Raw genomic sequence first — 22801 nt, 5'->3', positions numbered from 1 at the left:
CTGTTATTTCTTGTTCAAAACTTCCTTCACCTTATTAATTAACTCCTCCCCCCTCAAATCCAAGGCGATCACTTTACCTTGAGGATCGATCAAAACGGTATAAGGTACAGCCGAAACATTACACAATTTCACGGGAAGGGTTGCCCAAGACTTCAAGTCACTCACTTGAATCCACTTCATCTTGTTCTTCTCCACGGCATTCAACCATGCATCACGCTTCTGGTCCAAAGAAACACCCACGATCTCAAAATTCTTCCCTTTACATTCTTTGTACAGTTTCACCACGTTAGGCATTTCCCGCATACACGGACCACACCAAGAAGCCCAAAAATCGACTAACACGTACTTACCTCTCAAACTACTCAATTTAAACGATTTTCCATCCTTATCCGGTAATTCGAAATCCGGCATATCGCTCCCTACCTTAAATTCAGCTAAACGAATATATTCATCCAATTGTTTCGTGTAAGGATGTCCGTTCAGACTCGGGGAAACCACTGCACGTAATTCTTTTAACTGGTCAAGAGTAACGTTCGCTTTCATCTCCCAGAAAATCATAAACGGGGCTATTGCCTGATCATAATACCTGCGAACTAATTCTTCCTGCAAACACAAAGACCTGTTATTATGTTGAGCCGTACGAGCTTTAAAATCTCTTTCCTGATCTGCCTGTGATTGATTTCTATTCAACAACCGATCAATATTAGCCGAACGCAGCATACTATCCACAAAATGTTTCATCTCTGCATTGTAAGCACTAAAAATCTCGTTATTAGCCGTTCCCGTGACTGTACAATTCACAAAAAACTCAGAATTAGCTCGAACTTTCACATTTCCCGGCTCTACCCAAACCGGAGTGATCGGGCTCAAACTGTTCGGATCGCCACTTTTCACAAAATACATCCGTGGAACAGTCACATTCTTTATAACAAACGTATAACGATTATCCTTGACATCACAACTATCAATCACCTTGGACGCACCATTAATCTCCTCTTCCTCCACCAAATAAACCTTCGTTCCTTTATAAACACCATCTAGCACTCCTTGAATCGTACAATCTTTCGTCTCTTTTGAGGTTTCATTTTGCCCGAAAAGCCCGACAAATGACATCAACAAACATCCTAATACTAAAATTCTTTTCATACAATTTTTCTTTACGATTAAAATTACTTGACATATAATCTATTACTTTCCATCCGACACGATAGAGATGACGTCTCTCTCAATCGTAAGACAAAAGCATCAAAATTCTCCTCTTTATTAATTACCCCGGTGTAAACCGTCTCCTTACTTTTTTCATTCTCAAAAATGATCTCCACGTCGTACCAACGCTCCAATACTTTAGCAACCTCTTCCAAAGACCGCCCCTTAAATACATATTGCCCTTTCTTCCAAGCGATATAATCATTAACATTCACGGTTCTTACATCCACGGATTCATTCTCCTTATCCCAGCGTAATTGTCGGCTTGGTAATAGATCGTAGCTCTTGTCGTCCACGTAAGCCGCCACGTGTCCTTCCACCAGTGTCACCTCCGTGTAATTCTCATCCGCGTAGGAATTCACGTTAAAAGAAGTTCCCAGCACCTCCACCTTCATCCCGTTAAGCATCACGAAAAACGGATGTTTCTCATCCCGGGCCACTTCCAGATATATCTCTCCCTCCGCATAAACCACCCGTTCTTTTCCCTGAAAAGCAACCGGATAGCGTAAAGAAGATTTAGCATTCATCCACACCTTTGTTCCATCTGCCAAAGTGAACGTAAAATCACATTGTGAAGGCGTTGTCAAAGTGTTATACACCATTTCCGTTCCCACGGAATCCGCCCGGTCATATTGCATACGCCCCTCTTCATTCACTGAAATTCTCACCCCGTTCTCTTCTTCCAACAACAACTCCTGATTATACAAGACCATTTCTTTCCCGTTAGAAAGCGTCAACACCGGCAAATTTCTCTGAACCGTAACCACCCCACTCTTGGATTGTGGTTCTTCAGTTATTTCAACGTTCTCTCTCTGGCTATAATAAAACACCACGGCCAACACGGGTACGATAAAAATAGCCGCGTAACGGGATAACTTTCCTATCCAGCGCTGACGAGAATGTAGTTTCTCTCTCCTTTTAACAAAGGTATCAAACGCAGTCTGCACGTTCGCACTCTTATATTGAGCAAGTTTTTCACGCATTACCGCCTCCGAACAAATTTGCTCGAACAACTTCTTGTTATATTCGGATTCTTCCCGCCACGAATCTAATTCGGCTTGTTCCTCTTTCGTGATATTCCCAGATAAACTCTTGGAAATCAACAAGGATATTTTGAATAACATTTCTTTATCGTTCATCAGTATACAATTTATAAAATCGCATTAAACGTTCCGTTATTGATATTTTAAATATTTAGATTTCCCTTTTTACGTTGGAATTTTGCTTTTTCTTAAGGCGTTTGTAATCAGCGTTTTCCAATCAAAATGATTTAATAGATTTCTCGTTATTAAACCACCTTTATGCTCTTAATAAAGGAACGTTTAAACCTATTTCATTCCCAGTTCTATAAATAAAACGCACAACCTCCCCAAAGGGGGGTGTCTCCTAAAAAATTTTTTTTACACCTGAAAAAATAGCACTTCCGTGACGAGTATTACAACCAAAGGAACCCGATCAAACAGAGCAACTCTGCATCTTTCAACTGGGCGGTCAATTTTTTCTTCCCGTTACTTTTATGATCCTTCACGGTATCCACGGAAATATGCAAACGTTCGGCAATCTCCGACGCTTTCAACCCATCTAGGGTCATCATCATTACTAATTTACATTGAGGCGGTAGAGTCTCGATAGCTGCCATCAACCGGGCATAAACATCCTCTTCCAACACCTTATCCCAAAAATGTTCCTCTTCATTCTGCGAGGACACAACATCCCGGTAATATTTATCCCGGACTTTCTGTTTTCTGGAATGACTAATACATCTATTTTTCAGAGAACTGTATAAAAAATACTTGATGTCATTCTCCGTCTTGAACTTGTAGTCACTTTCCAACAAAGAAATAAACACATCCTGCACCAGATCTTCCGCCACGTCATTATCCTTCACGTAATAATTTGCCAAAGCCTTCAATGCCACGTAGTAGCATTGATACAAATATTGATAAGCCCGGTTATCCTTACGTGCCAACAAATCCAACAAAACATCTTGATCTAACATGCTTTCCTCCATGGAAAATAAGAAGAGGAAAGCGTTTCAACCTCAACATGAAACGCTTTCCCTATAATTTAAAAGAATTTATTTCTCGTCCGTGTATGACTCAAGCGGATCGCAGGTACACATCAGGTTACGATCACCATAACCATCATCCACACGACCTACTTGCGGCCAGAATTTGTTCTCAGCCACCCATGCAAGCGGGTAAGCCGCCTTGCTACGCGGGTAAGCGTGAGACCACTCGTCAGCCGTCAACACTTTATGCGTGTGAGGTGCATTCTTCAAAACGTTGTCCGTCTTGTCGGCTTTACCTTCACCCACCTCGATCATTTCCTCGCGGATAGTCTTCAACGCCTCGATGAAACGATCCAACTCTTCTTTCGGCTCGCTCTCCGTCGGCTCAACCATCAAGGTCCCGTGAACGGGGAATGACAAGGTAGGAGCGTGGAAACCGAAGTCCATCAAACGTTTGGCAATATCCAACTCAGAAATTCCGTATTCTTTATTGAACATGTTGCAATCCCAGATCATCTCGTGACCTACACGACCTTTCGATCCCTTGAACAGAATCTTGAATCCTAATTTCTCGAAAGATGAAGCCAGATAGTTCGCGTTCAAAATCGCCATCTTGGTCACCATAGCCAAACCTTCGCCACCTAACATTAACAAGTAACCGTAAGTTACAGGTAACATTCCAACAGAACCGTAAGGAGCGGCAGCCACGGCGTGAATACCTTCCTCGCCTCCGGTCTTCACCATCGTGTGTGACGGTAAGAATTTCACCAAGTGAGACGCCACGCAGATCGGGCCGACACCGGGACCACCACCACCGTGAGGCATAGCAAACGTCTTGTGCAAATTCAAGTGACAAGCGTCAGCACCAATCTCTCCCGGGCTGGTCAAACCACACTGCCCGTTCATGTTGGCTCCATCCATGAATACTTGCCCGCCATTCTCGTGAACGATCTTGCACAATTCCTTGATTGATTCCTCGAAAATACCGTGAGTTGATGGATAGGTGATCATCGCTCCGATCAAGTTATCCCGGTTCTCGATAGCTTTCTTACGGAAGTCTTCCACGTCGATATTTCCCTCCGGGTCAGTAGCGGTAACAAGAATCTTGAAACCTGCCATCGTACTGGAAGCCGGATTCGTACCATGAGCTGAGGCCGGGATCAAGATCACGTTACGATGACCCTCTCCGCGAGAAATATGATATTGACGGATCACCATCAAAGCGGAATACTCTCCGGCAGCACCGGAATTCGGCATCAAACTGCATCCGGCAAATCCGGTCACCTTGCACAGCATTTCTTCGGTTTCCCGGATCATTTGCTGATAACCTTCCGCCTGAGACATCGGGGCAAACGGGTGGATAGCACCCAATTCCGGCCACGTGATCGGCAACATCTCAACAGCAGCATTCAATTTCATCGTACAAGATCCCAAAGAAATCATGGAAGTAGCCAAAGAAATATCTCTTCTTTCCAGATTCTTCATGTAACGCATCATTCCGGTCTCGGAGTGATAGATGTTGAACACGGATTGTTGCAGAATCTCGTCGTCACGCAACATCGTCGGGTCAAGCACCGTGCGATCGTCAAGGAATTCCACGTGATCGGCAGTCTTTCCGGCAGCCTTGGCGAAAATACCGATTAACGTGTTAATTTCTTTCTCGTTGATCTTCTCGTCAGTTGACAAACCAACTACTTTACCGCAACCGCAGTTGCAATAGAACAAGTTGATTTCCTGTTCCAAGGCAGCGTCACGAACGGCAGCCTGGGAAACTCCCTCCGGCAACTCGAAACGCAACGTGTCAAAGAATTTATCCACTTTTAGCTTGTAACCTAATTTTTGGATTTCCTCGGCCAAAATCACGGCTGCAGAATGAATGTGACGGGCAATTCTTTCCAATCCTTCCCGACCATGATAAGCGGCATAGAATCCGGCCATCGTGGCATTCAAAGCCTTGGCAGTACAGATATTGGAAGAAGCTTTCTCCCGTTTGATATGTTGTTCACGGGTTTGCAAAGCCAAACGCAATGCATGATTTCCCTGTGCATCAATCGTCACTCCGATAATACGTCCCACGATGTTACGTTTGTACTCCTCTCTCGTTGCCATGTAAGCAGCATGGGGTCCACCGTAAGACATCGGGATACCGAAACGTTGCGTTGTTCCCACAACCACGTCAGCACCCCATTCTCCCGGAGGAGTCAGCAACACGAGGCTCATCATATCAGCCACAACCGACAACAATGCACCGTTCGCGTGTACACGATCAGCAAAAGCCTTGTAATCACGAACCTCTCCGTTAGCAGCCGGGTACTGGATAATAGCACCGAATACATCCGGGGTAAATTCAAACGTGTCGTAATCACCATAAACCAACTCGATTCCTTGCGGGGCAGAACGGGTGATTAACACGTCCTTCGTCTGCGGGAAAATCTGGTTATCAACAAACAATTTGTTGGCACCCGCTTTTTTCATCTCTTTGCCGCGCAGGCCGTACATCATCGTCATGGCCTCGGCGGCAGCCGTCGCCTCGTCAAGCAGCGAACAGTTAGAAATTTCCATCCCGGTAAGTTCCACCACCATCGTCTGGAAATTCAGTAAAGCCTCCAAACGACCTTGTGAAACTTCAGCCTGATAGGGAGTGTATGACGTGTACCAAGCCGGGTTCTCCAAAATATTCCGTTGGATCACGGCAGGGGTAATCGTGTCATAATATCCTTGACCGATAAAGGTTCTGTATAATTTATTTTTTGAAGCTACCGCCTTCATCCGAGAAATAAACTCGAACTCGGTAAGAGGAGCCGGCAAATCCAACGTTTTTTTCAAACGGATAGACTCCGGCACGGTTTGCTCGATCAACTCGTCAAGTGAACTAACACCAACCACTTTGAGCATATTTTCAATATCCTCCGGACGCGGCCCTATGTGTCTCCACAAAAATTTCTCTGTTGCCATGTAATTTATTCTAATTATTAATGATTTATATTCAATTACACCGTTTCGTCAACGATTGTGTAAAAATAGACATAATTCTCGTCCTTGCAAAAAAACAGCATAGGAATATATATTCAATCATAACCGAATATTTTCCTACAAACACAAGAATTTTCAAGTACAGTTGAAAATTTTACCGAAATATTACCATGAATATACCCTTTATTCAAAGAAGATATAACAACTCCTTCTAGGAATTCGATTTCACCGTGTTATATTACAAGAGACCACTTGATTTTCATCCGAATTTCCATTCTTCCCAACCGGGAAGAAATAAAAAAACGGAGAACTGAATTTCAATTCTCCGTTTCCGTGGGTGGAAGATCGGTCTCGAACCGACGACCTTCGGAACCACAATCCGACGCTCTAACCGACTGAGCTACATCCACCATTTTGCTTTTGCGCTGCAAAGATAGAATAACTTTCTTTTTCCGCAAAGAAAAGTTCCAAAAAAATTAGCGTCCAAACTTGATTTTTCCCGTCTCGATCTCCCGTGCGGCGTAGCATAATTGCTCGTACCACTCCTCCCCGTATTTGCGAATGAGAGCATCTTTCAAAAACACGTACACCGGAATCCCCTCTTGCTCACCCTTTAAGCGGGCGCAAGCACAAATCGTCCACTGGTCATAATTCATCGCCTCGTAATTCTGGTATTGTTTCACCCGGATCGGGTACATGTGGCAAGATATAGGTTTACGGAAAGAACTCTCTTCCCGGCTCCACGCTTTTTCAATGGCACACCACGAACACCCGTTCTCCTCGATAATATACGCGCACTCCCGCCCATCGATTAGCGGGGTAACCGTGTCACCCTCTATGTCAACCACGGAAAAGCCCTGTTCCTCCACGGCGGCAATTCCCTCGGGTTTCATGTAAGGTTTAATCTTCTCGTAATTTTCCCGGATCTGTTCCGCTTCCCCTTCTTCCAATGGTGCCCCCGAGTCCCCGTCCACGCAGCAAATTCCTTTACAAACTGCCAAATCACAACAAAATTTCTTCTCGAAAATATCCAAGCTTATAATTGTATCCCCTATCTGTATCATGTTTTAATTGAAAATTGAAAATGCAAAATTGAAAATGATCTCGCAAAGTTACAATAAAAAAGATAGAATCGTTAATCTCCCGCCACCATTACAAGTGCTAGGAGACGACAGAAGTAATCAGTTTTCAGTGTAATGACTTAAGGATAACGGGGATTCCCGGCATACTTGCGCCGATGTCTCGTTAATTAGTCAATGGGAAGTCAACGGGAAATCAACGGGAAGTCAACGGGACGGAGAGGATCAATTGTCTTTCATCTTGACTTGATCCATGCATGAAAATTTAACGAGAGTACCCTTCAACCTACTCGAAATACACCCGCGATCCCTTACCGGAATTATATCATGGAGAACCGACCGACCGATTAAAGAACCTCGATCCAATATTTACTGATCTTGAGATGTTGAACAACCTCGTAGCTCCCGGTAGAATCCATCATGGCAAAATGTAAAAATCGCCAGTTGAAAGTACGTTTTTAATGTAAAAATCGCCAGTTGGGAAATATTTCCTATATTTGTGTGTAAAATAAAGCAGTATGGAAACCATAAAGAGAATACTTCAGGACAAAATAACCAACAGAATCGCACCCGGCAAAGCCGTGTTGATTTTCGGGGCCCGCCGAGTGGGCAAAACCGTTATGATGCGAAAAATTGTAGATACTTACCCCGGCCGGACTATGATGCTCAACGGCGAAGATTATGACACACTCGCTTTATTGGAAAAACGTACCGTGGCCAACTATCGACATTTGTTAACCGGCATCGATCTATTAGCTATTGACGAGGCACAAAACATCCCGCAGATCGGCAATATTTTAAAACTAATTGTCGATGAGATTCCGGGTATAAGTGTTTTGGCAAGCGGATCATCTTCATTCGACTTACTCAACAAAACAGGAGAACCATTAGTCGGACGTGGCACACAATTTCTACTTACCCCTTTTTCACAACAGGAAATCGCACAAACGGAAACGGCACTTCAAACCCGTCAAAACCTTGAATCCCGTTTAATTTACGGTTCCTACCCGGAGGTAGTAACAATGGACAATTTCGAACGCAAGACTGATTACCTGCGAGATATTGTCGGGGCATACCTATTGAAAGACATTTTGACTATCGACGGACTGAAGAATTCAAGTAAAATGCGCGATCTATTACGCCTGATTGCCTTTCAATTAGGCAGCGAGGTTTCCTACGAAGAACTAGGCAAGCAGTTAGGCATGAGCAAAACGACTGTCGAGAAGTACCTCGATCTGTTGGAGAAGGTCTTTGTCATTTATCGACTGGGTGCTTATTCTCGTAATTTGCGAAAGGAAGTAACAAAAGCCGGGAAATGGTATTTCTACGATAACGGAATCCGTAATGCCATTATCGGGGCGTTCTCACCTCTGGCCATCCGGCAGGACGTCGGAGCATTATGGGAAAACTATATCATCGGAGAGAGACGGAAAGTAAACTTTAACGAAGGGGCGCATAAGGAGTTCTATTTCTGGCGCACCTATGATAAACAGGAAATAGACCTGATCGAGGAACACGCAAATAGCTTGACAGCATTAGAATTCAAATGGGGCAACAAGATGCCAAATATACCGAAAGCATTCCAAGAAGCCTACCCTCACGCGGAGTTTCATGTCGTAAACCGGGAGAATTATCTAGAGTTTATCTAACCAAATACTTCATTCAATTCGTCAACGGGAAATGAAGCGGGATTTATATCATGGAGAATCAAAAGATGTGATGCCGCCGGGCTAGATCATCAATGTCCCCCGAGACTTCCTCTACTAACCGCCTCATTTCTTCCGATTTCTTATGAATCAAATCATCTATTGTATTAATTAATTGTATCTTATCAATCACTTTTCCCAAGCTCACTCGCAATTCCCTCGTTTTCCCGATTTGCTCGGCTTGTTCCAGTTTCCGGTAACATTCTTCCAATTGACGCTGATAGATTTTCATTTCCTCAATACCATTATTTATAACACCTATGCAAATAAAGCCGAGAATTTACAGGTAAACGACAATCAAGCCTTGTAAATAACTCCCGAAATGGTGTAATTTACAACCCATAATAAACAATTATTTCGTATATTTGCCCGTATAACTGAATATAAAACAACTATGAGTACAGAGACGATACCTATGAGCAAAACACACCATGGACACAGTATAAAACGCATTCGCGATATGCTAGGGATTAAACAAGAAACCCTTGCGGCCGAATTAAACATGACACAACAAGCATTTTCAAAATTAGAACAAAAAGAACAAATTGAAGACGAAATGCTTGATAAGATTGCAAAAATATTGCACGTTTCCACGGAGGCCCTGAAAACGATGAGCGAAGAGGCAACTATTAATTATATCAACACATTTACAGATAACGAGAACGGACATTTCTTTTCTCAAAATTGCCAATATTCCTTCAATCCAATAGACAAAATTGTAGAACTTTATGAACGGCTAGTCAAGGCCGAACAGGAAAAAGTCGCCCTATTGGAAGAACAATTGAAAAAGAAGTAATAACAAGACTTTTCTTTTTCTCACTGCCAATTACAAAAATCTCAAATACACGACAAACAAAAAAGAGGGTATCCAAAAAGTCTTATCCCATATCTACAAACTACCCCCACCAACTCCCCCTGTGTAAGGGGGAGTTAGTAGGGGTAGTTGTTTAAAATTGACTTTTGGGACAGCCCCTCCCCATTTTTATATCAAACTAATAACGATTTTCCCGTCATTTCCTTAGGCTGTGGGAGTCCCATAATCGCAAGAACCGTGGGAGCAACATCAGCCAGCACCCCGTCCCGCAGGTGATCGCACTTAGAATCGGTAACCCAGATACAAGGCACGGGATTCAGCGAGTGAGCCGTGTTCGGCGTCCCGTCCTCGTTCACCGCGTTATCGGCATTCCCGTGGTCGGCAATAATCAACACGTCGTAACCGTTAGCACGTGCGGCAGCCACGGTCTTCCCAACACACTCATCCACGGTAGTCACTGCTTTCTGGATGGCCTCGTACACCCCGGTATGTCCCACCATATCCCCGTTCGCGTAATTCAAGCAAATAAAATCAACACTCTTTTCATTCAATTGCTCCACGATCTTCTCGGTCACGATAGGGGCAGACATTTCGGGCTGCAAATCGTAGGTTGCCACTTTCGGAGAAGGTACCAGAATACGGCTCTCTCCCTCGAAAGGCTCTTCCCGCCCCCCGTTCAGAAAGAACGTCACGTGAGCATATTTCTCCGTCTCGGCAATACGCAACTGTTTCAATCCTTGCTTGGAAATATATTCCCCGATCGTGTTCACCACGTTTTCTTTATCGAACAAAATATGTAACCCCTTGAATTTAGCATCATAAGGAGTCATCGTACAATAATACAACGGCATGGTCTTCATCCCGAAATCCGGCTTGTCCTCTTGCGTCAACACGATCGTCAACTCTTTGGCCCGATCATTACGGAAATTAAAGAAGATCACCATATCACCCGGTTGTATCGTTCCCACGGGTTTCCCAGCCTCGTCCACGCAAACGATCGGTTTGATGAACTCGTCAGTCACCCCCGCGTCATAAGAGGCCTGCACTCCCGCCTCGGCATCCGTCACCGGAGTACCCACACCATTCACCAACAAATCATAAGCTTCCTTGATACGCTCCCAGCGGGAATCCCGGTCCATGGCATAATAACGCCCAATCACTGAAGCAATCTTACCCGTGGATTGTTTCATATGTTTCTGCAACTCACCGACAAAACCCTTTCCACTCTTCGGGTCCGTGTCCCGACCGTCCATAAAGCAATGAACGAAAGTCTTCTCGATCCCGAACTCCTTCGACAAATCGCACAAGGCGAACACGTGATCCAGCGAGCTATGTACTCCCCCGTTAGAAACCAGTCCCATGAAATGCACCTGTTTCCCGTTCTCCTTGGCATAATTAAACGCCTTCACGATCTCCGGGTTTTGGGCAATGGAATGATCCCGACAAGCCCGGTTAATCTTCACCAAATCTTGGTAAACCACCCGTCCGGCTCCAATATTCAAGTGTCCCACTTCGGAATTTCCCATCTGACCGTCGGGCAAACCTACATTCTCCCCGCTCGTGTACAACAAGGCACGGGGATTATTACTCGTCAACTCCGTGATGTTAGGAGTCGGAGTACTCCCGATCGCGTCCGAATGATCGTGTTTTCCAACACCCCAACCGTCCAGTATCATCAATAAAACTCTCTTCATATCTATTTTATTTTTTGTTATTTACTTTTTTAAATTCACAGCAAAGTTAATCTTTAATATCCAGTTTAGTGCCTTACAATCAAGGAAAATCAACGAAAACGTTTTAAAGCTCCCCGACCGTTTATTCCGATGGAAAGAATAAAATATTAAAATTAATAGTACTATGTATTGCATAATACTATTTTTTATTCATATCTTTGTCTGGCATTACAAAAGAACCAAGAGATGAACATTGAAAACACACAAGCTCAAATGAGGAAGGGTATCTTGGAATACTGCATTTTACTGATCATCGCACAACAGGACGCCTACGTGCCGGACATTATCAGTAAACTGAAAGCCTCCAAGATGATCGTGGTCGAAGGGACGATATACCCTTTATTAACCCGGTTGAAAAATACCGGATTATTGTCATACCGCTGGGAAGAGTCACAGCAAGGCCCTCCCCGCAAATATTACAGCATCACGGAACAAGGGCGAGATTTTCTCAAGGAACTCGAAAACTCCTGGAATGAATTGACCTCTGCCGTGAACAGCATTAAAGAAAACCATAACAACTAAACACCCATATCATGAAAAAAACATATACTATAAACTTAAGCGGTAAGATTTTCCATATCGATGAAGACGCTTTGGAAAAACTACAAGAATACATCAATACCCTCAAAACATATTACACGCAAGAAGAAGACGGCAACGAGATCATGGATGACATCGAGAACCGGATCGGGGAGCTTTTCACGGAAAACTTGAAAGGACAGTTCCGCGAGGTGATTACTCTCGACGACGTGGATCAAGTGATCGCCACGATGGGTACGCCTGACGACATCATCGATGAAGACGAACAACCCCGGAAATCCGCCCCGAAACAGGCAAAAAAACTATACCGGAACCCGGACAACAAAGTACTTGGCGGAGTGGCCGGGGGCCTAGCCGCGTATTGGGGCATATCCCCCTTGCTCATCCGAATAGGTTTCGTACTTCTGTCTTTCTACTATGGAATATTCATTATCGTGTATATCATTTTGTGGATTTCCGTCCCCAAGGCCAAGACGACCAAACAGAAACTCGAAATGAAAGGAGAAAATATAAATGTCTCCAACATCGAACGTTCCATAAAAGACGAGTACCAGGAGATCAAAAACGGCAAGGGTGCCGCTTTCGTGAACCGGGTAGGCGAAGGCTTATACGAAGTATTCACCATCATCGGAAAAGTGTTGGCCATTATTATCGGCGTGGCCTTCTTCGTCGGGGGAATCTTCATGCTGTTCGCCTTCTTGTCGGCATTATTCTTACCTAACCTTTATCCTTGGAAAAGTGGTTTTATGGAACTCGCTTACGCGTTCACTCCCTTAAACTTCACTTTGGGTAAAATCGCTATATCATTCTTGATTGGAATTCCTATTATCATGATCATTTATATGGCGATCAAATTGTTGTTCTCCTTCAAGAGTAATAACAAGGTGATCGCCCTTTCTGCCCTCTCATGTTGGATGCTGGGACTCGTTATGCTCATATTCGTGGGGATCAGCGAAGGTCGAAGCTGGTCGATTGATGGCACCCGCTATGGAGAATCGCTCGAACTGAGCCAACAGGACACGCTCGTCCTGCTTGTAAATGAACGCTACAAGATACCTGAGAATCTTTACATAGACCACAACGTGTTCCAATTAGCCTCCAGCAACATGATTACTCCGGACATCAGGATATATTCGGCCGAGGGATCGACCCCGACATTACGTGTACAATTTTACACCCAAGAAGAAAAACCCGTATATGACAACATGGATTTTAACTGGAATTACAAAAACGACACGCTCCGATTTGATAATTACATCAAGCTCGCGGGACAATGGAGGGCTCAAAGAGTGACGCTGACTCTCTACCTACCTGAGAATAAGAAAGTACTCCTTCCATCCCAAACAAGCCAATACTTGAGAAACTTGAGAGATTTTGACAGGGGCGTACGTTCCAAACTAAATAAAGATAAGATATTATTAATCATGCAAGACGGGAAACTTCACCCCCTCATGTAAACCGAAAAAGAAGAATATGAAAAAAACAATCCTGCACAACTACCTCCCCTAACCCTTCCTTACATAGAAGGGGAAAACGATTGGTAATCAACTCTCCCCCTGTGTAAGGGGGAGTTGGAGGGGTAGTCGATGTAGGATTGTCGCTCTCAGCTTTCTATTTTTTCGAATCAATCTCTTTCAACAACTCCTTCACCGCCGTCTCCAATTGCTCGTCCTCCCCCTTGATAATCTTCTCCGGAGAGTTAGCAACCTTCACGTCCGGTTCCAGTTGTTTATTCTCCAGATAGCTACCGTCCGGTAAACGATAACCGACGATCGGGATTCCGAAATACAGCGTCGGATCCTGCAAAGTCTCCCAAGACACGCTCGTCATGGTTCCCGGCACAGGCATTCCGACAACCTTACCGATTCCTTGATGTTGGTAAACCCAAGGCGTTCCGTGGGCGTTCGAGTAGTTCGCCTCACAGGTCACCATAATCGAAGGCTTATTCCACCTACGACTTGGCATATCGCAAGCCTCCCGGCCCCGAACGACTTGCGTGAAATATTTCTTACCACTGAACAGAATCTCAATATCCTCGTGCAAACGGCCACCTCCATTGAAACGAGTGTCGATCACAATTCCTTCCCGGTCATTATATTTACCTAGAATATCGGCATACACGGAACGGAAACTTGGATCGTCCATGCTGGAAATATGCACGTAACCCAAACGTCCTCCCGACAAACGGTCCACATCGGCAGCTCTTTGTTTTACCCACCGCCGGTAAAGTAACCCATTCATCGTACCCTTTGAAATCGGCTCGATCACCTCATCCCAACGTTCCTTGGTAGTGGGGTCATAAATAGAGAACAATACACGTTTACCGGACTTGCCTCTCAGCAGGGGATAGTAATCCTCCCCGACTTTCACCGCCTGCCCGTCAATTTTCTCGATGATCATTCCGGCTTTCAACTTCGAACGGACATTATCAAAAGGTCCTTTCTCCAACACCTCGTCAACCAGCAACCCATCCTTTGCATAGTTCACGTTCAACAAGAGGCCCAGTTCGGCAGTCGCCTCACCTCTTGACCCGGGGCGGTAACCCGATCCGGTGTGTGACACGTTCAATTCTCCCAGCAATTCGCTCAACAACTCGGAGAAATCATAGTTATTATTGATATAAGGTAAAAACTTCTCGTAAGCCTTAGTCATTTTTGCCCAATCCACACCATGCATATTCTTCTCGTAGAAACGTTTGGCCTCCTGACGACGTACCCGATCAAACATATACGCCCGCTCGGCAGCCTGATCCAGTTTCATTTCGGCAGAATATGCAATCGGATTTCTTCTCTCCGAACCCAGACTAATCTTCTGCATAGAACGTCCTCCCAATAGGAACAAATCTTTCCCGTCCTTATCCATCTCCAAAGACGCCCAGCCGCTGTTCAACTTATGCATCACCTTGGTACTCCGTGAACGCAGATCGCTCACCCACAAATCCATACCTCCCTCGAAAGAGGCCATGTAATAAAGCTTGTCGCCACTCTTACTTAATATCGCATCTCCCAATTGTGAAGAATTCGGCGTTAACCGCATCACCCGGTCCTCGATACCTTGCAGTTCAACCTCGATATTCTTTTTCTCTTTCACGGCAGGTTTCATCTCACCTTTTTTATCTTTCTGATCCTCTTTCTGTTCTTTATTCTTCAGAGAGGCAATACGTTTCTCCTCCTCTTTCAGTAACTCGTAATCTTCCTTGTTCAACCGGAATTTATCGTAAGCATCCTGATTCATGAACACGATCATCACATCCTGCAAAGAACCCCACGATGCATGGTTACGCATCCCGTAACGCTCACTGGAAAACAAGATGGCATTTCCATCCAACACCCACCGGGGATTACTATCAAAATAGCCGCTATTGGTCAGGTTTACAACTTCCCCTTTCCCATCGGCACTCACGATGGCAATATCACTATACGGATCGTGACGATTCCCGATGATTTCCATCGCGAACCATTTCCCGTCCGGAGACCATGTATACGAGAAACCGTCACCCGTGCGATATTGATATTTATCGTCCGCCACCTGCCGCACTTTCTTCGTCTTCAAATCAACGACCATCAATTTCGTACGATCCTCGATAAAAGCCAACTCTTTTCCATCCGGAGAGAATTGTGGGGCAAACCGCTCTTTGGTTGAAGCCGGAAGAACAGCTTCCTCTTCGATTAAAGTCGCATTCGGGAAATTCACCTCTTCCTCACGGGCAATCTTCGCCGTGTAGATATTCCAATTTCCTCCCCGCTCGCTGGCGTAAGCGATCGTCCGGTTGTCAGGAGCAAAGCTCAACCACTTCTCTCCCTCCGGAGTCGTGGTAACTTGTTTTGTCGTCGTGTAATCGGTAGAAGTCACGAATACATCTCCCCGGATAATCATGGCCACCTGTTTCCCGTCCGGCGAAACAGTCGCACTAGTTGCCCCGGAAGTAAAACGCAACGAGGCAATATTATCTTTCGCATTGTCACCAATAATATCCACTTTCACTTTCTTGGGACTTCCGGATGCATCTTTCACGTATATTTCACCATCATAACCAAAACACAAACGCCCGTTACCCGCGATACTCAAGAAACGCACCGGGTGAGTCTTGAAAGAGGTCTCTGCCTTTACGGCAGAAGGATCGGCCACCGGGAACGAGTACACGTTAAACGAACCCTCTCGCTCACTCAGAAAATATACCCTTTGTTCGTCCGGAGACAACACGGGAGAACGATCTTCCCCCGCCCGATCAATCAGACGGGTATGTTTCCCGCTTTTCATATCATAGCGATAAATATCACGTGTGATGGACGAGGTATGATGTTTACGCCATTCATTCTCCCCGCCTTTTTTATCTTGGTACAAGAATGCATCACCCGATTTGAAGAAACAAATCTCTTCTGCCGGGGTTGCCAATACCTGCCGAGGACGTCCCCCATTTACCGAAATGGCATACAATTCGGTCATGGAACCTGCCGGAAATAAAGCACTCTGAGCGGGATCACTCATTTGCGCCCCATAGACAATTTCTTTTCCATCCGGGGTAAACGTGTAGGGTATCTCCCTAGCTGAATTCGTCGTCACTTGCCGGGCATCACCTCCCCGGGCCGACATCACGAAAATATCGAAATTACCATTCCGATCACTCGTGAACGCAATCTGTTTCCCATCCGGAGACCACACGGGATACGATTCATACGCCGGATGCGTGGTCAACTGGCGAGCCTCGCCACCTTCCACGGGGACAACATAAATATCCCCCTTATAACTAAATGCAATTTGCTTTCCATCAGGTGAAATCTTCGGATAACGCATCCAAAGCGGTCCCGCCTGAACGAAAAAAGCAACCAGTAAAAAAGTAACAGTCAATACGATTTTATTCATCCTTCATTTATTTTGGTATTTAACTTAGCGCAAATATACGATCCGGGATTCCGGCATCCAGATAAAACGAGTAAAATCAACCCCTTGAATAAGGGCAAGGCCATTCCCACACACTCCATTTTCCCAGTATAATTGAAGTATTTTCTCTCGAATCGGATCACCGGGTACCCACTGGATATGCTGTCGGACACAATCATCAACAATCATTCCCCCATAGAATTCGAGACAAGGAATTTCCCGGATCTCGCCTCCGGTATTCACCACGTCCACCACCTTCCCATCCTTCAAAACAACATATCCATTCTTCACGAATTCAAATCCGGGTAACAAAATATAATTAGCCGCAATCTTTCTCATTCAGAATATGATCTTATTTCTTTTTTACAGATTTCCTTTCAAGCTCCATCTGTCTCCTCTGTTCGTATTCCTTTTTCAATTGTTTCTCCCGGTTCGGGGCCACGTACGTTTTAAAGATCTCGGTTTTGTACACGCAGCCTTCCCGATCATTCAACTTCTTCACTTTCACCCTCGTATCCCGGTCACTCTTGGGAATCTTCATGAATAACTTCGTGTAGCTGGAATCCGCCACGTAGAACTCCCAGTCTTTCTTGTAAGGGCGCAACGTGTCGACTCCCACGTACTGATCCGGAACTTTCAACGTGTCATTATCGGCAGACAGAAAATAAGTCTGTATGAAATTCCGTTTCCCCCGGTCGGATTTTTCCAATTTTATCGTCGAGGTAAATTTGTACATACCGGGAACAATGCTATCCAATTTCACCAGCACGAATTGATTCCGCTTGTCAAAATAAACCGTATCGGCTTTCACCACACGTGTTTCGTACACGATAGAATCTTTCTTCCGGACTTTAGCTTGTGTAGAATCCGGGCGTATGGTATCTGCCACGATCATCGTGTACCCCGGGAACAGATTAACCGTATCATTCACGGTCAACTCTTTCCACTCCCGCATGATTTTCGTCTGGCGACGACTCAAGGTATCGATCACCACGTCATAAATTTTATTGAATAACGTTGATTGCAGGGAATAGTAAGTTACGCAAGAATCAAAATCCTCCCGTGTAATCCCGTATTTCTCAAACAGGTCATTATAATATAAATAATTATCTTTTTCGGTTCGTATATCACCCCGTGCGACCGACAACATTCCATCCGTCGTGTGCATATCAATCAACAAAGATGTGAATTGATCCTTGTCCAACGGGACCTTCTTCGAACAAGCCGTTATCGCCGCAATAATCAATATCACCCATAAAATACGCTTCATATCGCTAAAACTTTTAGTATTTATTCCTCGCTCTTTTTTCCTAGTTTCTCCCGCACCATCCTGTTCAACTTCGACGAGAACAGGAATTCGTTCAACGCCTTGTTGTTCGTGTACATGATCTCTTCGTTACTGCCCTCCCATTCTTTGTGTCCTTCATGGATAAACAATACCTTTTCCCCAATCTCGAAAACCGAGTTCATATCATGCGTGTTTATAACCGTGGTCATATCATATTCATGTGTCAACTCGGACAACAGATTATCAATCACGATCGAGGTCAAAGGGTCCAAACCGGAATTCGGCTCGTCACAAAACAAGTATTTAGGCTGTAAAACTATAGCCCGGGCAATAGCCACACGCTTTTTCATCCCTCCACTGATCTCCGCAGGATAAAGATTTTCCACGTTATTCAGGTTCACCCGGTTGAGGCAGAAAATAGCTCGCTCCGTTTTCTCCTTTTCCGTCATCGAGGAAAACAGATTTAACGGGAACCTCACGTTCTCCAACACGGAAAGCGAATCAAACAATGCCCCGCCTTGAAAAACCACTCCCAGCTCCTTCCGGATCTCCTTTATCTGTTTGTTATTCATCACGGTAATATCCCGGTCATTGTAGAATATCTTTCCTTTATCAATCGAGTGCAAGCCAATCAACGACTTCAATAACACGGTCTTCCCGGAACCACTCTTCCCGATAATCAGATTTACCTTTCCCGGTTCGAAAACGGCATCTATATCCGTCAACACCTCTTTTTTATCAAATGACTTACATACCCCTTCCGCCCGTATCATTACAATAATATTTTGGTTAATATCAAGTTCACAAGCAGGATGGCAATACTACTATCCACCACGGCTTTCGTACTCGCCTTTCCGACTTCCAGCGCCCCTCCCTGCACGTTATACCCGTAAAAGGCGGGAATAGAAGTAAATATCACGGCAAAAAACAAAGTTTTGACAATAGAATAGGTCACGTAATAAGGATTGAATGAAAAGTGCAACCCGTGTATATAATCATCATAGTTTACCACCCCGGATGCCAATCCCGAAAGGATTCCCCCGATAATACCGATAAACACGCTGAATATATAAAGAACCGGATTTACCACCAAGGCAGCCGCAATCTTCGGCCCCACCAAATAGGAAACGGAATTCACTCCCATCACCTCCAACGCCTCGATCTGTTCCGTGATTTTCATGCTACCGATCTCGGATGCGATATTACTCCCAATCTTTCCGGCCAGAATCAAGCTCACGATCGTCGACGAGAACTCCAGTAATAACGTCTCCCGGGTCAAATAACCAATCAGATAACGAGGTAGCAGGGGACTCGACATATTGTAAGCCGTTTGAAGCGTCAACACCGCCCCGATAAAGAAAGAAATAATCATCACCAACATAACGGAATTCAACCCCAACTTCTCCAACTCGTTAGTCAATTCTTTTAAATAAACTTTCTTCTTCTCAGGTTTCGTGAAGATTCGCCCCATGAATAATATGTAAGCTCCTATCTTATCTAATACTTTCATCTATACTAACTCCTTAAATAATACCCTCCTGTAAACCCTGTCTCAAATTTTATCGTAAAAATAGAAATTATTCACGGATTTATTACTAATTTCGACAACAATAAGATGAATTTAATTTTAAATGTATAACTAAATAAGATGAATAAGAACTCATATTGCGTTATAATGGCCGGCGGTCTCGGAAAACGTTTCTGGCCCGTGAGTACGAAAGCCTGTCCGAAACAATTTTGTGACATCTTAAATGTCGGGAAAAGCTTCCTCCGTCAAACCTTTGAAAGAGCAAATCAAATCTTTGATACCCAAAATATATTCATTGTTACAGGTACCGCCTACGAAGAGCTGACTAAACAGCAAATCCCGGAAATTCCTTCCGAGAATATTCTGAAAGAACCTTTCGGCAAGAACACCGCCCCATGCGTGGCTTATGCGGCCTACCGGATTGCTCGGGTTAACCCGCATGCGAGTATGGTAGTTGTCCCTTCCGACCATTTTATCACCAATGACGCAGTCTATCTCGATAACATTCAGAAAGGGATTTCTTTCGTTGAACAGTTCGGCGGATTACTCACCATCGGTATCAAACCAACCCGACCGGAAACAGGCTACGGGTACATCCAGATCAAGAAAAACAAGTTCTCCGAATTCATATCCAAGGTTAAAACGTTCACCGAAAAACCGGACAAGGAACTGGCAAAAGTCTTTCTGGAATCGGGTGATTTTCTTTGGAACGCCGGGATATTTATCTGGAAAGTAGAAGATATTATCGAAGAGTTCAAAACATACCTCGAAGATATGTATTTACTGTTCGAGCAGGAATATAAAAATGTGGAGAACCCGGATTCTCCCGAAAATATTGCTCACATCTACGGACAATGCCGTAATATTTCCATCGACTTCGGCATCATGGAGAAGTCCGCGAAAGTCTATGTCATGAAAGGTGAGTTCGGTTGGTCCGATGTCGGCACGTGGCACTCGTTCCATGAAATCAGCCCGAAAGACGAGAATAACAATGTATCCAACAGCGAACAAGTCCGCTTAATCGAAACAAAAGAATGTATTATTAACGTTCCCCAAGACAAGAAAGTCATTATTGAAGGGATCGAGAATTGCATTATCGCAGAAAACAATGATATTCTAATGATCTGCCACCGGGATCACGAGGATAACATCCGGCATTTCGACGATATGCTAAAACATACAACAAAGGAGCTTAATTAAAGCTCCTTTTCTTTTTATATCTTTACCCGAACCTCCTCTATCCGGGCGCTCTTGACACTCACGATTTCAAAAGATATATCCTCAATAGAGATCCGTTCCCCCTCTTCCGGAATATCCTCATTGTAATAAAGAATCAACCCGGCCAAAGTCTCGTACTCCTCGTTCTCCGGAAGATTCAAATCATATTTTTCATTCAGATAATCCACTTCAAGACGGCCGGAGAAAATATATTCATCGGGAGCGACCTGTTCTTCTTTCAGATTCAAACGGTCATGCTCATCCTCGATCTCCCCGAATATCTCCTCCATAATATCTTCAATCGTAACCATCCCGGCCGTTATTCCAAATTCATCAACCACGACCGCCACGCTTTTCTGTTCCTTCGTGAAAAGATTCAACAACCTCAAGGCCGACATGGTTTCGGGAACAATCAATATTTTGCTCACCGCTTTCTTCACGGTTTCGGGATGATGAAACAAGGCGGATGAATGTACATAACCGATCACGTTATCAATCGAATCCCGGTAAATCAATATCCGGGACAACCCCGTTTTCACAAATAGTTCCCTCAACTCATCCAGACTGCCATCTATCGATAAGGCCACAATATCCGGACGGGGAACAATACATTCCCTCAATTTCACTTCCGAAAAATCCAACGCATTCCGGAACAATTTAATATCGTGTTCGTCTTCATTTTCTTCTCCCCCGGTCTCACCCTCTTCTATCAGATTATTTAAATCTATCTTGCCAAAAGCCCGGTTTTCCTCTTTATGCGTCAGTTTGCGTCCGGTAAATATCCTCAGCAACAATCCCCCGAACCACACGGAGAAATACGAGATCGGGAAAAACAGGATATAAAACAAAAATACCGGAATAGCGAATACCCGTAAAAACACATTCGGCCTCAAACGGAACACCGCTTTCGGGAAAAACTCTCCCGTCACCAGCATGATCAACGTCGATATCAACGTCACAAGAATCATTCGCAATCCCAGCGAAATCCCGACACTCTCCAACCTAGGATCGAGATAATCGGACATAAAGATACCGTAAATAACCATCACCACGTTATTCCCTACCAGAATCGTGGTGATATACATCCCCGAATTGGAAACAAAAAGATCTATTAACTTCTGCGTGATACCCTTGTTCGATTTATCAATCTCGATTCGGAGTTTATTGGAAGCCATAAAAGCAATTTCCATCCCCGAAAAGAAAGCAGACAGGACCAAACAAATCAATATGGCAACAAATCCTGACATTTAAGGTTTATTTTCAATTTCTACCACACCCGTAATCTTGTTAAAGACCGGGTTTTTCAAGGATTGATCCGACTTGAAACCTTTATTCCCCTCTATAATCTGGTCCCCAGAAGTGAGCCGGGAATAGCGATCGGAATAAACGATCTCTTTTTTCATATCCCAGTACATCAGATCGGTTTCCAACTTCTTCCCCTCGGCATTGATCACGACCACCTCGTTACGCAACTCCCACAGCATCTCTTCTTCCAACTTCTTCGCATATTTCGAGGTAATGGAACCGACCATGCTACCATCCTTCTCGTACAACTCCGCATGAATCCCTTTCGGAAATTCATCATATTTCTTGTCATCCTGGTTATACTTATTATAAAGGGGTGTTATTACTTTATACTTCAGCAATGCGGAATCGGAATAAAATAACTCCATGTTCTCCCCGGACATTTCAGGCATACCGTTCCGGTTCCCAATCGCATCCACATCCTTCATATTCGTTTTACACGAAAAGAGCATTACCGTCCCTAAAGCAAGGACGGTAATGCTTTTTATTTTTAATGCACGATATAGAAATGTCATGTAT

At 44.3% G+C, this 22801-nt stretch carries 19 protein-coding genes and 1 tRNA gene; 5 read left to right on the top strand and 15 right to left on the bottom strand.

Going from position 1 to position 22801, the window contains the following annotated elements:
• Positions 1-3 precede the first annotated feature (3 nt).
• The 6 genes from AB5542_RS08380 to AB5542_RS08355 all read right to left on the bottom strand — a co-directional run bounded on the left by AB5542_RS08380 (position 4) and on the right by AB5542_RS08355 (position 7254).
• Positions 4-1146 (bottom strand): TlpA disulfide reductase family protein, encoded by a 1143-nt coding sequence (locus AB5542_RS08380; RefSeq protein WP_279037093.1) that lies wholly within the window; start codon positions 1144-1146, stop codon positions 4-6.
• Between the two features lie 23 nt (positions 1147-1169).
• Positions 1170-2345 carry a FecR family protein gene (locus AB5542_RS08375; RefSeq protein WP_279037091.1) on the bottom strand — a complete coding sequence of 392 codons (1176 nt, stop codon included), beginning with the start codon at positions 2343-2345 and terminating at the stop codon, positions 1170-1172.
• A gap of 296 nt (positions 2346-2641) precedes the next feature.
• Positions 2642-3205, bottom strand: coding sequence for an RNA polymerase sigma-70 factor (locus AB5542_RS08370; protein ID WP_229782400.1), 564 nt, complete (start codon positions 3203-3205; stop codon positions 2642-2644).
• Between the two features lie 78 nt (positions 3206-3283).
• Positions 3284-6172: an aminomethyl-transferring glycine dehydrogenase gene (gcvP, locus tag AB5542_RS08365; protein WP_279037085.1), complete on the bottom strand. Its 2889-nt coding sequence runs from the start codon at positions 6170-6172 to the stop codon at positions 3284-3286.
• A gap of 353 nt (positions 6173-6525) precedes the next feature.
• Positions 6526-6601: transfer RNA gene (locus tag AB5542_RS08360), tRNA-His, on the bottom strand.
• 65 nt (positions 6602-6666) lie between these two features.
• On the bottom strand, positions 6667-7254 hold the full coding sequence (locus AB5542_RS08355; RefSeq protein ID WP_087421482.1) for a DUF3109 family protein: 588 nt from the start codon (positions 7252-7254) through the stop codon (positions 6667-6669).
• Positions 7255-7787: 533 nt separating this feature from the next.
• Here AB5542_RS08355 and AB5542_RS08350 point away from each other — a divergent pair.
• Complete coding sequence (locus tag AB5542_RS08350) at positions 7788-8918, top strand: ATP-binding protein (protein WP_087421481.1); 1131 nt, start codon at positions 7788-7790, stop codon at positions 8916-8918.
• Positions 8919-8976: 58 nt separating this feature from the next.
• On the opposite strand, the gene AB5542_RS08345 is transcribed toward AB5542_RS08350, so the two are convergent.
• Positions 8977-9207, bottom strand: coding sequence for a hypothetical protein (locus AB5542_RS08345; RefSeq protein WP_279037083.1), 231 nt, complete (start codon positions 9205-9207; stop codon positions 8977-8979).
• 162 nt (positions 9208-9369) lie between these two features.
• On the opposite strand from AB5542_RS08345, the gene AB5542_RS08340 reads away from it, so the two are divergent.
• Positions 9370-9771: a helix-turn-helix domain-containing protein gene (locus tag AB5542_RS08340; RefSeq protein WP_279037082.1), complete on the top strand. Its 402-nt coding sequence runs from the start codon at positions 9370-9372 to the stop codon at positions 9769-9771.
• A gap of 191 nt (positions 9772-9962) precedes the next feature.
• Here the strand turns inward: AB5542_RS08340 and gpmI are convergent, their stop codons facing one another.
• Positions 9963-11483 carry a 2,3-bisphosphoglycerate-independent phosphoglycerate mutase gene (gpmI, locus tag AB5542_RS08335; protein ID WP_279037079.1) on the bottom strand — a complete coding sequence of 507 codons (1521 nt, stop codon included), beginning with the start codon at positions 11481-11483 and terminating at the stop codon, positions 9963-9965.
• Positions 11484-11708: 225 nt separating this feature from the next.
• Between gpmI and AB5542_RS08330 the strand changes: the two genes are divergently transcribed.
• Positions 11709-12044 carry a PadR family transcriptional regulator gene (locus AB5542_RS08330; RefSeq protein WP_118303890.1) on the top strand — a complete coding sequence of 112 codons (336 nt, stop codon included), beginning with the start codon at positions 11709-11711 and terminating at the stop codon, positions 12042-12044.
• Between the two features lie 11 nt (positions 12045-12055).
• Entirely contained in the window at positions 12056-13519 is a 1464-nt protein-coding gene (locus AB5542_RS08325; protein WP_279037075.1) for a PspC domain-containing protein, read from the top strand.
• 154 nt (positions 13520-13673) lie between these two features.
• Here AB5542_RS08325 and AB5542_RS08320 read toward each other — a convergent pair whose 3' ends face one another.
• From AB5542_RS08320 to AB5542_RS08300, 5 genes are read right to left on the bottom strand one after another with little or no spacing between them, the layout of a single operon-like run.
• Entirely contained in the window at positions 13674-16925 is a 3252-nt protein-coding gene (locus tag AB5542_RS08320; protein ID WP_279037074.1) for a S41 family peptidase, read from the bottom strand.
• A 24-nt stretch (positions 16926-16949) separates the two neighbouring features.
• Positions 16950-17282: a hypothetical protein gene (locus AB5542_RS08315; RefSeq protein WP_279037071.1), complete on the bottom strand. Its 333-nt coding sequence runs from the start codon at positions 17280-17282 to the stop codon at positions 16950-16952.
• Positions 17283-17295: 13 nt separating this feature from the next.
• Positions 17296-18213 carry a DUF4296 domain-containing protein gene (locus tag AB5542_RS08310; protein WP_279037069.1) on the bottom strand — a complete coding sequence of 306 codons (918 nt, stop codon included), beginning with the start codon at positions 18211-18213 and terminating at the stop codon, positions 17296-17298.
• Between the two features lie 20 nt (positions 18214-18233).
• Complete coding sequence (locus AB5542_RS08305; RefSeq protein WP_279037066.1) at positions 18234-19004, bottom strand: ABC transporter ATP-binding protein; 771 nt, start codon at positions 19002-19004, stop codon at positions 18234-18236.
• Positions 19004-19741 (bottom strand): MlaE family ABC transporter permease, encoded by a 738-nt coding sequence (locus AB5542_RS08300; protein WP_087421470.1) that lies wholly within the window; start codon positions 19739-19741, stop codon positions 19004-19006. Before AB5542_RS08300 ends, AB5542_RS08305 begins: the two co-directional genes overlap by 1 nt.
• 138 nt (positions 19742-19879) lie before the next feature.
• On the opposite strand from AB5542_RS08300, the gene AB5542_RS08295 reads away from it, so the two are divergent.
• A complete protein-coding gene (locus tag AB5542_RS08295) occupies positions 19880-20959 on the top strand; it encodes a mannose-1-phosphate guanylyltransferase (protein ID WP_270546472.1) in 1080 nt (359 codons plus the stop codon).
• A gap of 14 nt (positions 20960-20973) precedes the next feature.
• Here AB5542_RS08295 and AB5542_RS08290 read toward each other — a convergent pair whose 3' ends face one another.
• On the bottom strand, positions 20974-22224 hold the full coding sequence (locus tag AB5542_RS08290) for a hemolysin family protein (RefSeq protein ID WP_279037062.1): 1251 nt from the start codon (positions 22222-22224) through the stop codon (positions 20974-20976).
• Positions 22225-22797, bottom strand: a complete 573-nt coding sequence (gene lptC, locus AB5542_RS08285; RefSeq protein WP_279037060.1) for an LPS export ABC transporter periplasmic protein LptC — start codon at positions 22795-22797, stop codon at positions 22225-22227.
• Positions 22798-22801 lie beyond the last annotated feature (4 nt).

This window comes from Butyricimonas sp. RTP31003st1_G1_RTP31003_210430 (assembly GCF_040920905.1).
GTDB lineage: Bacteria > Bacteroidota > Bacteroidia > Bacteroidales > Marinifilaceae > Butyricimonas > Butyricimonas paravirosa.
The sequence above is the reverse complement of the archived record's forward strand: the minus strand, read 5'-3'. Positions and strand labels throughout refer to the sequence as shown.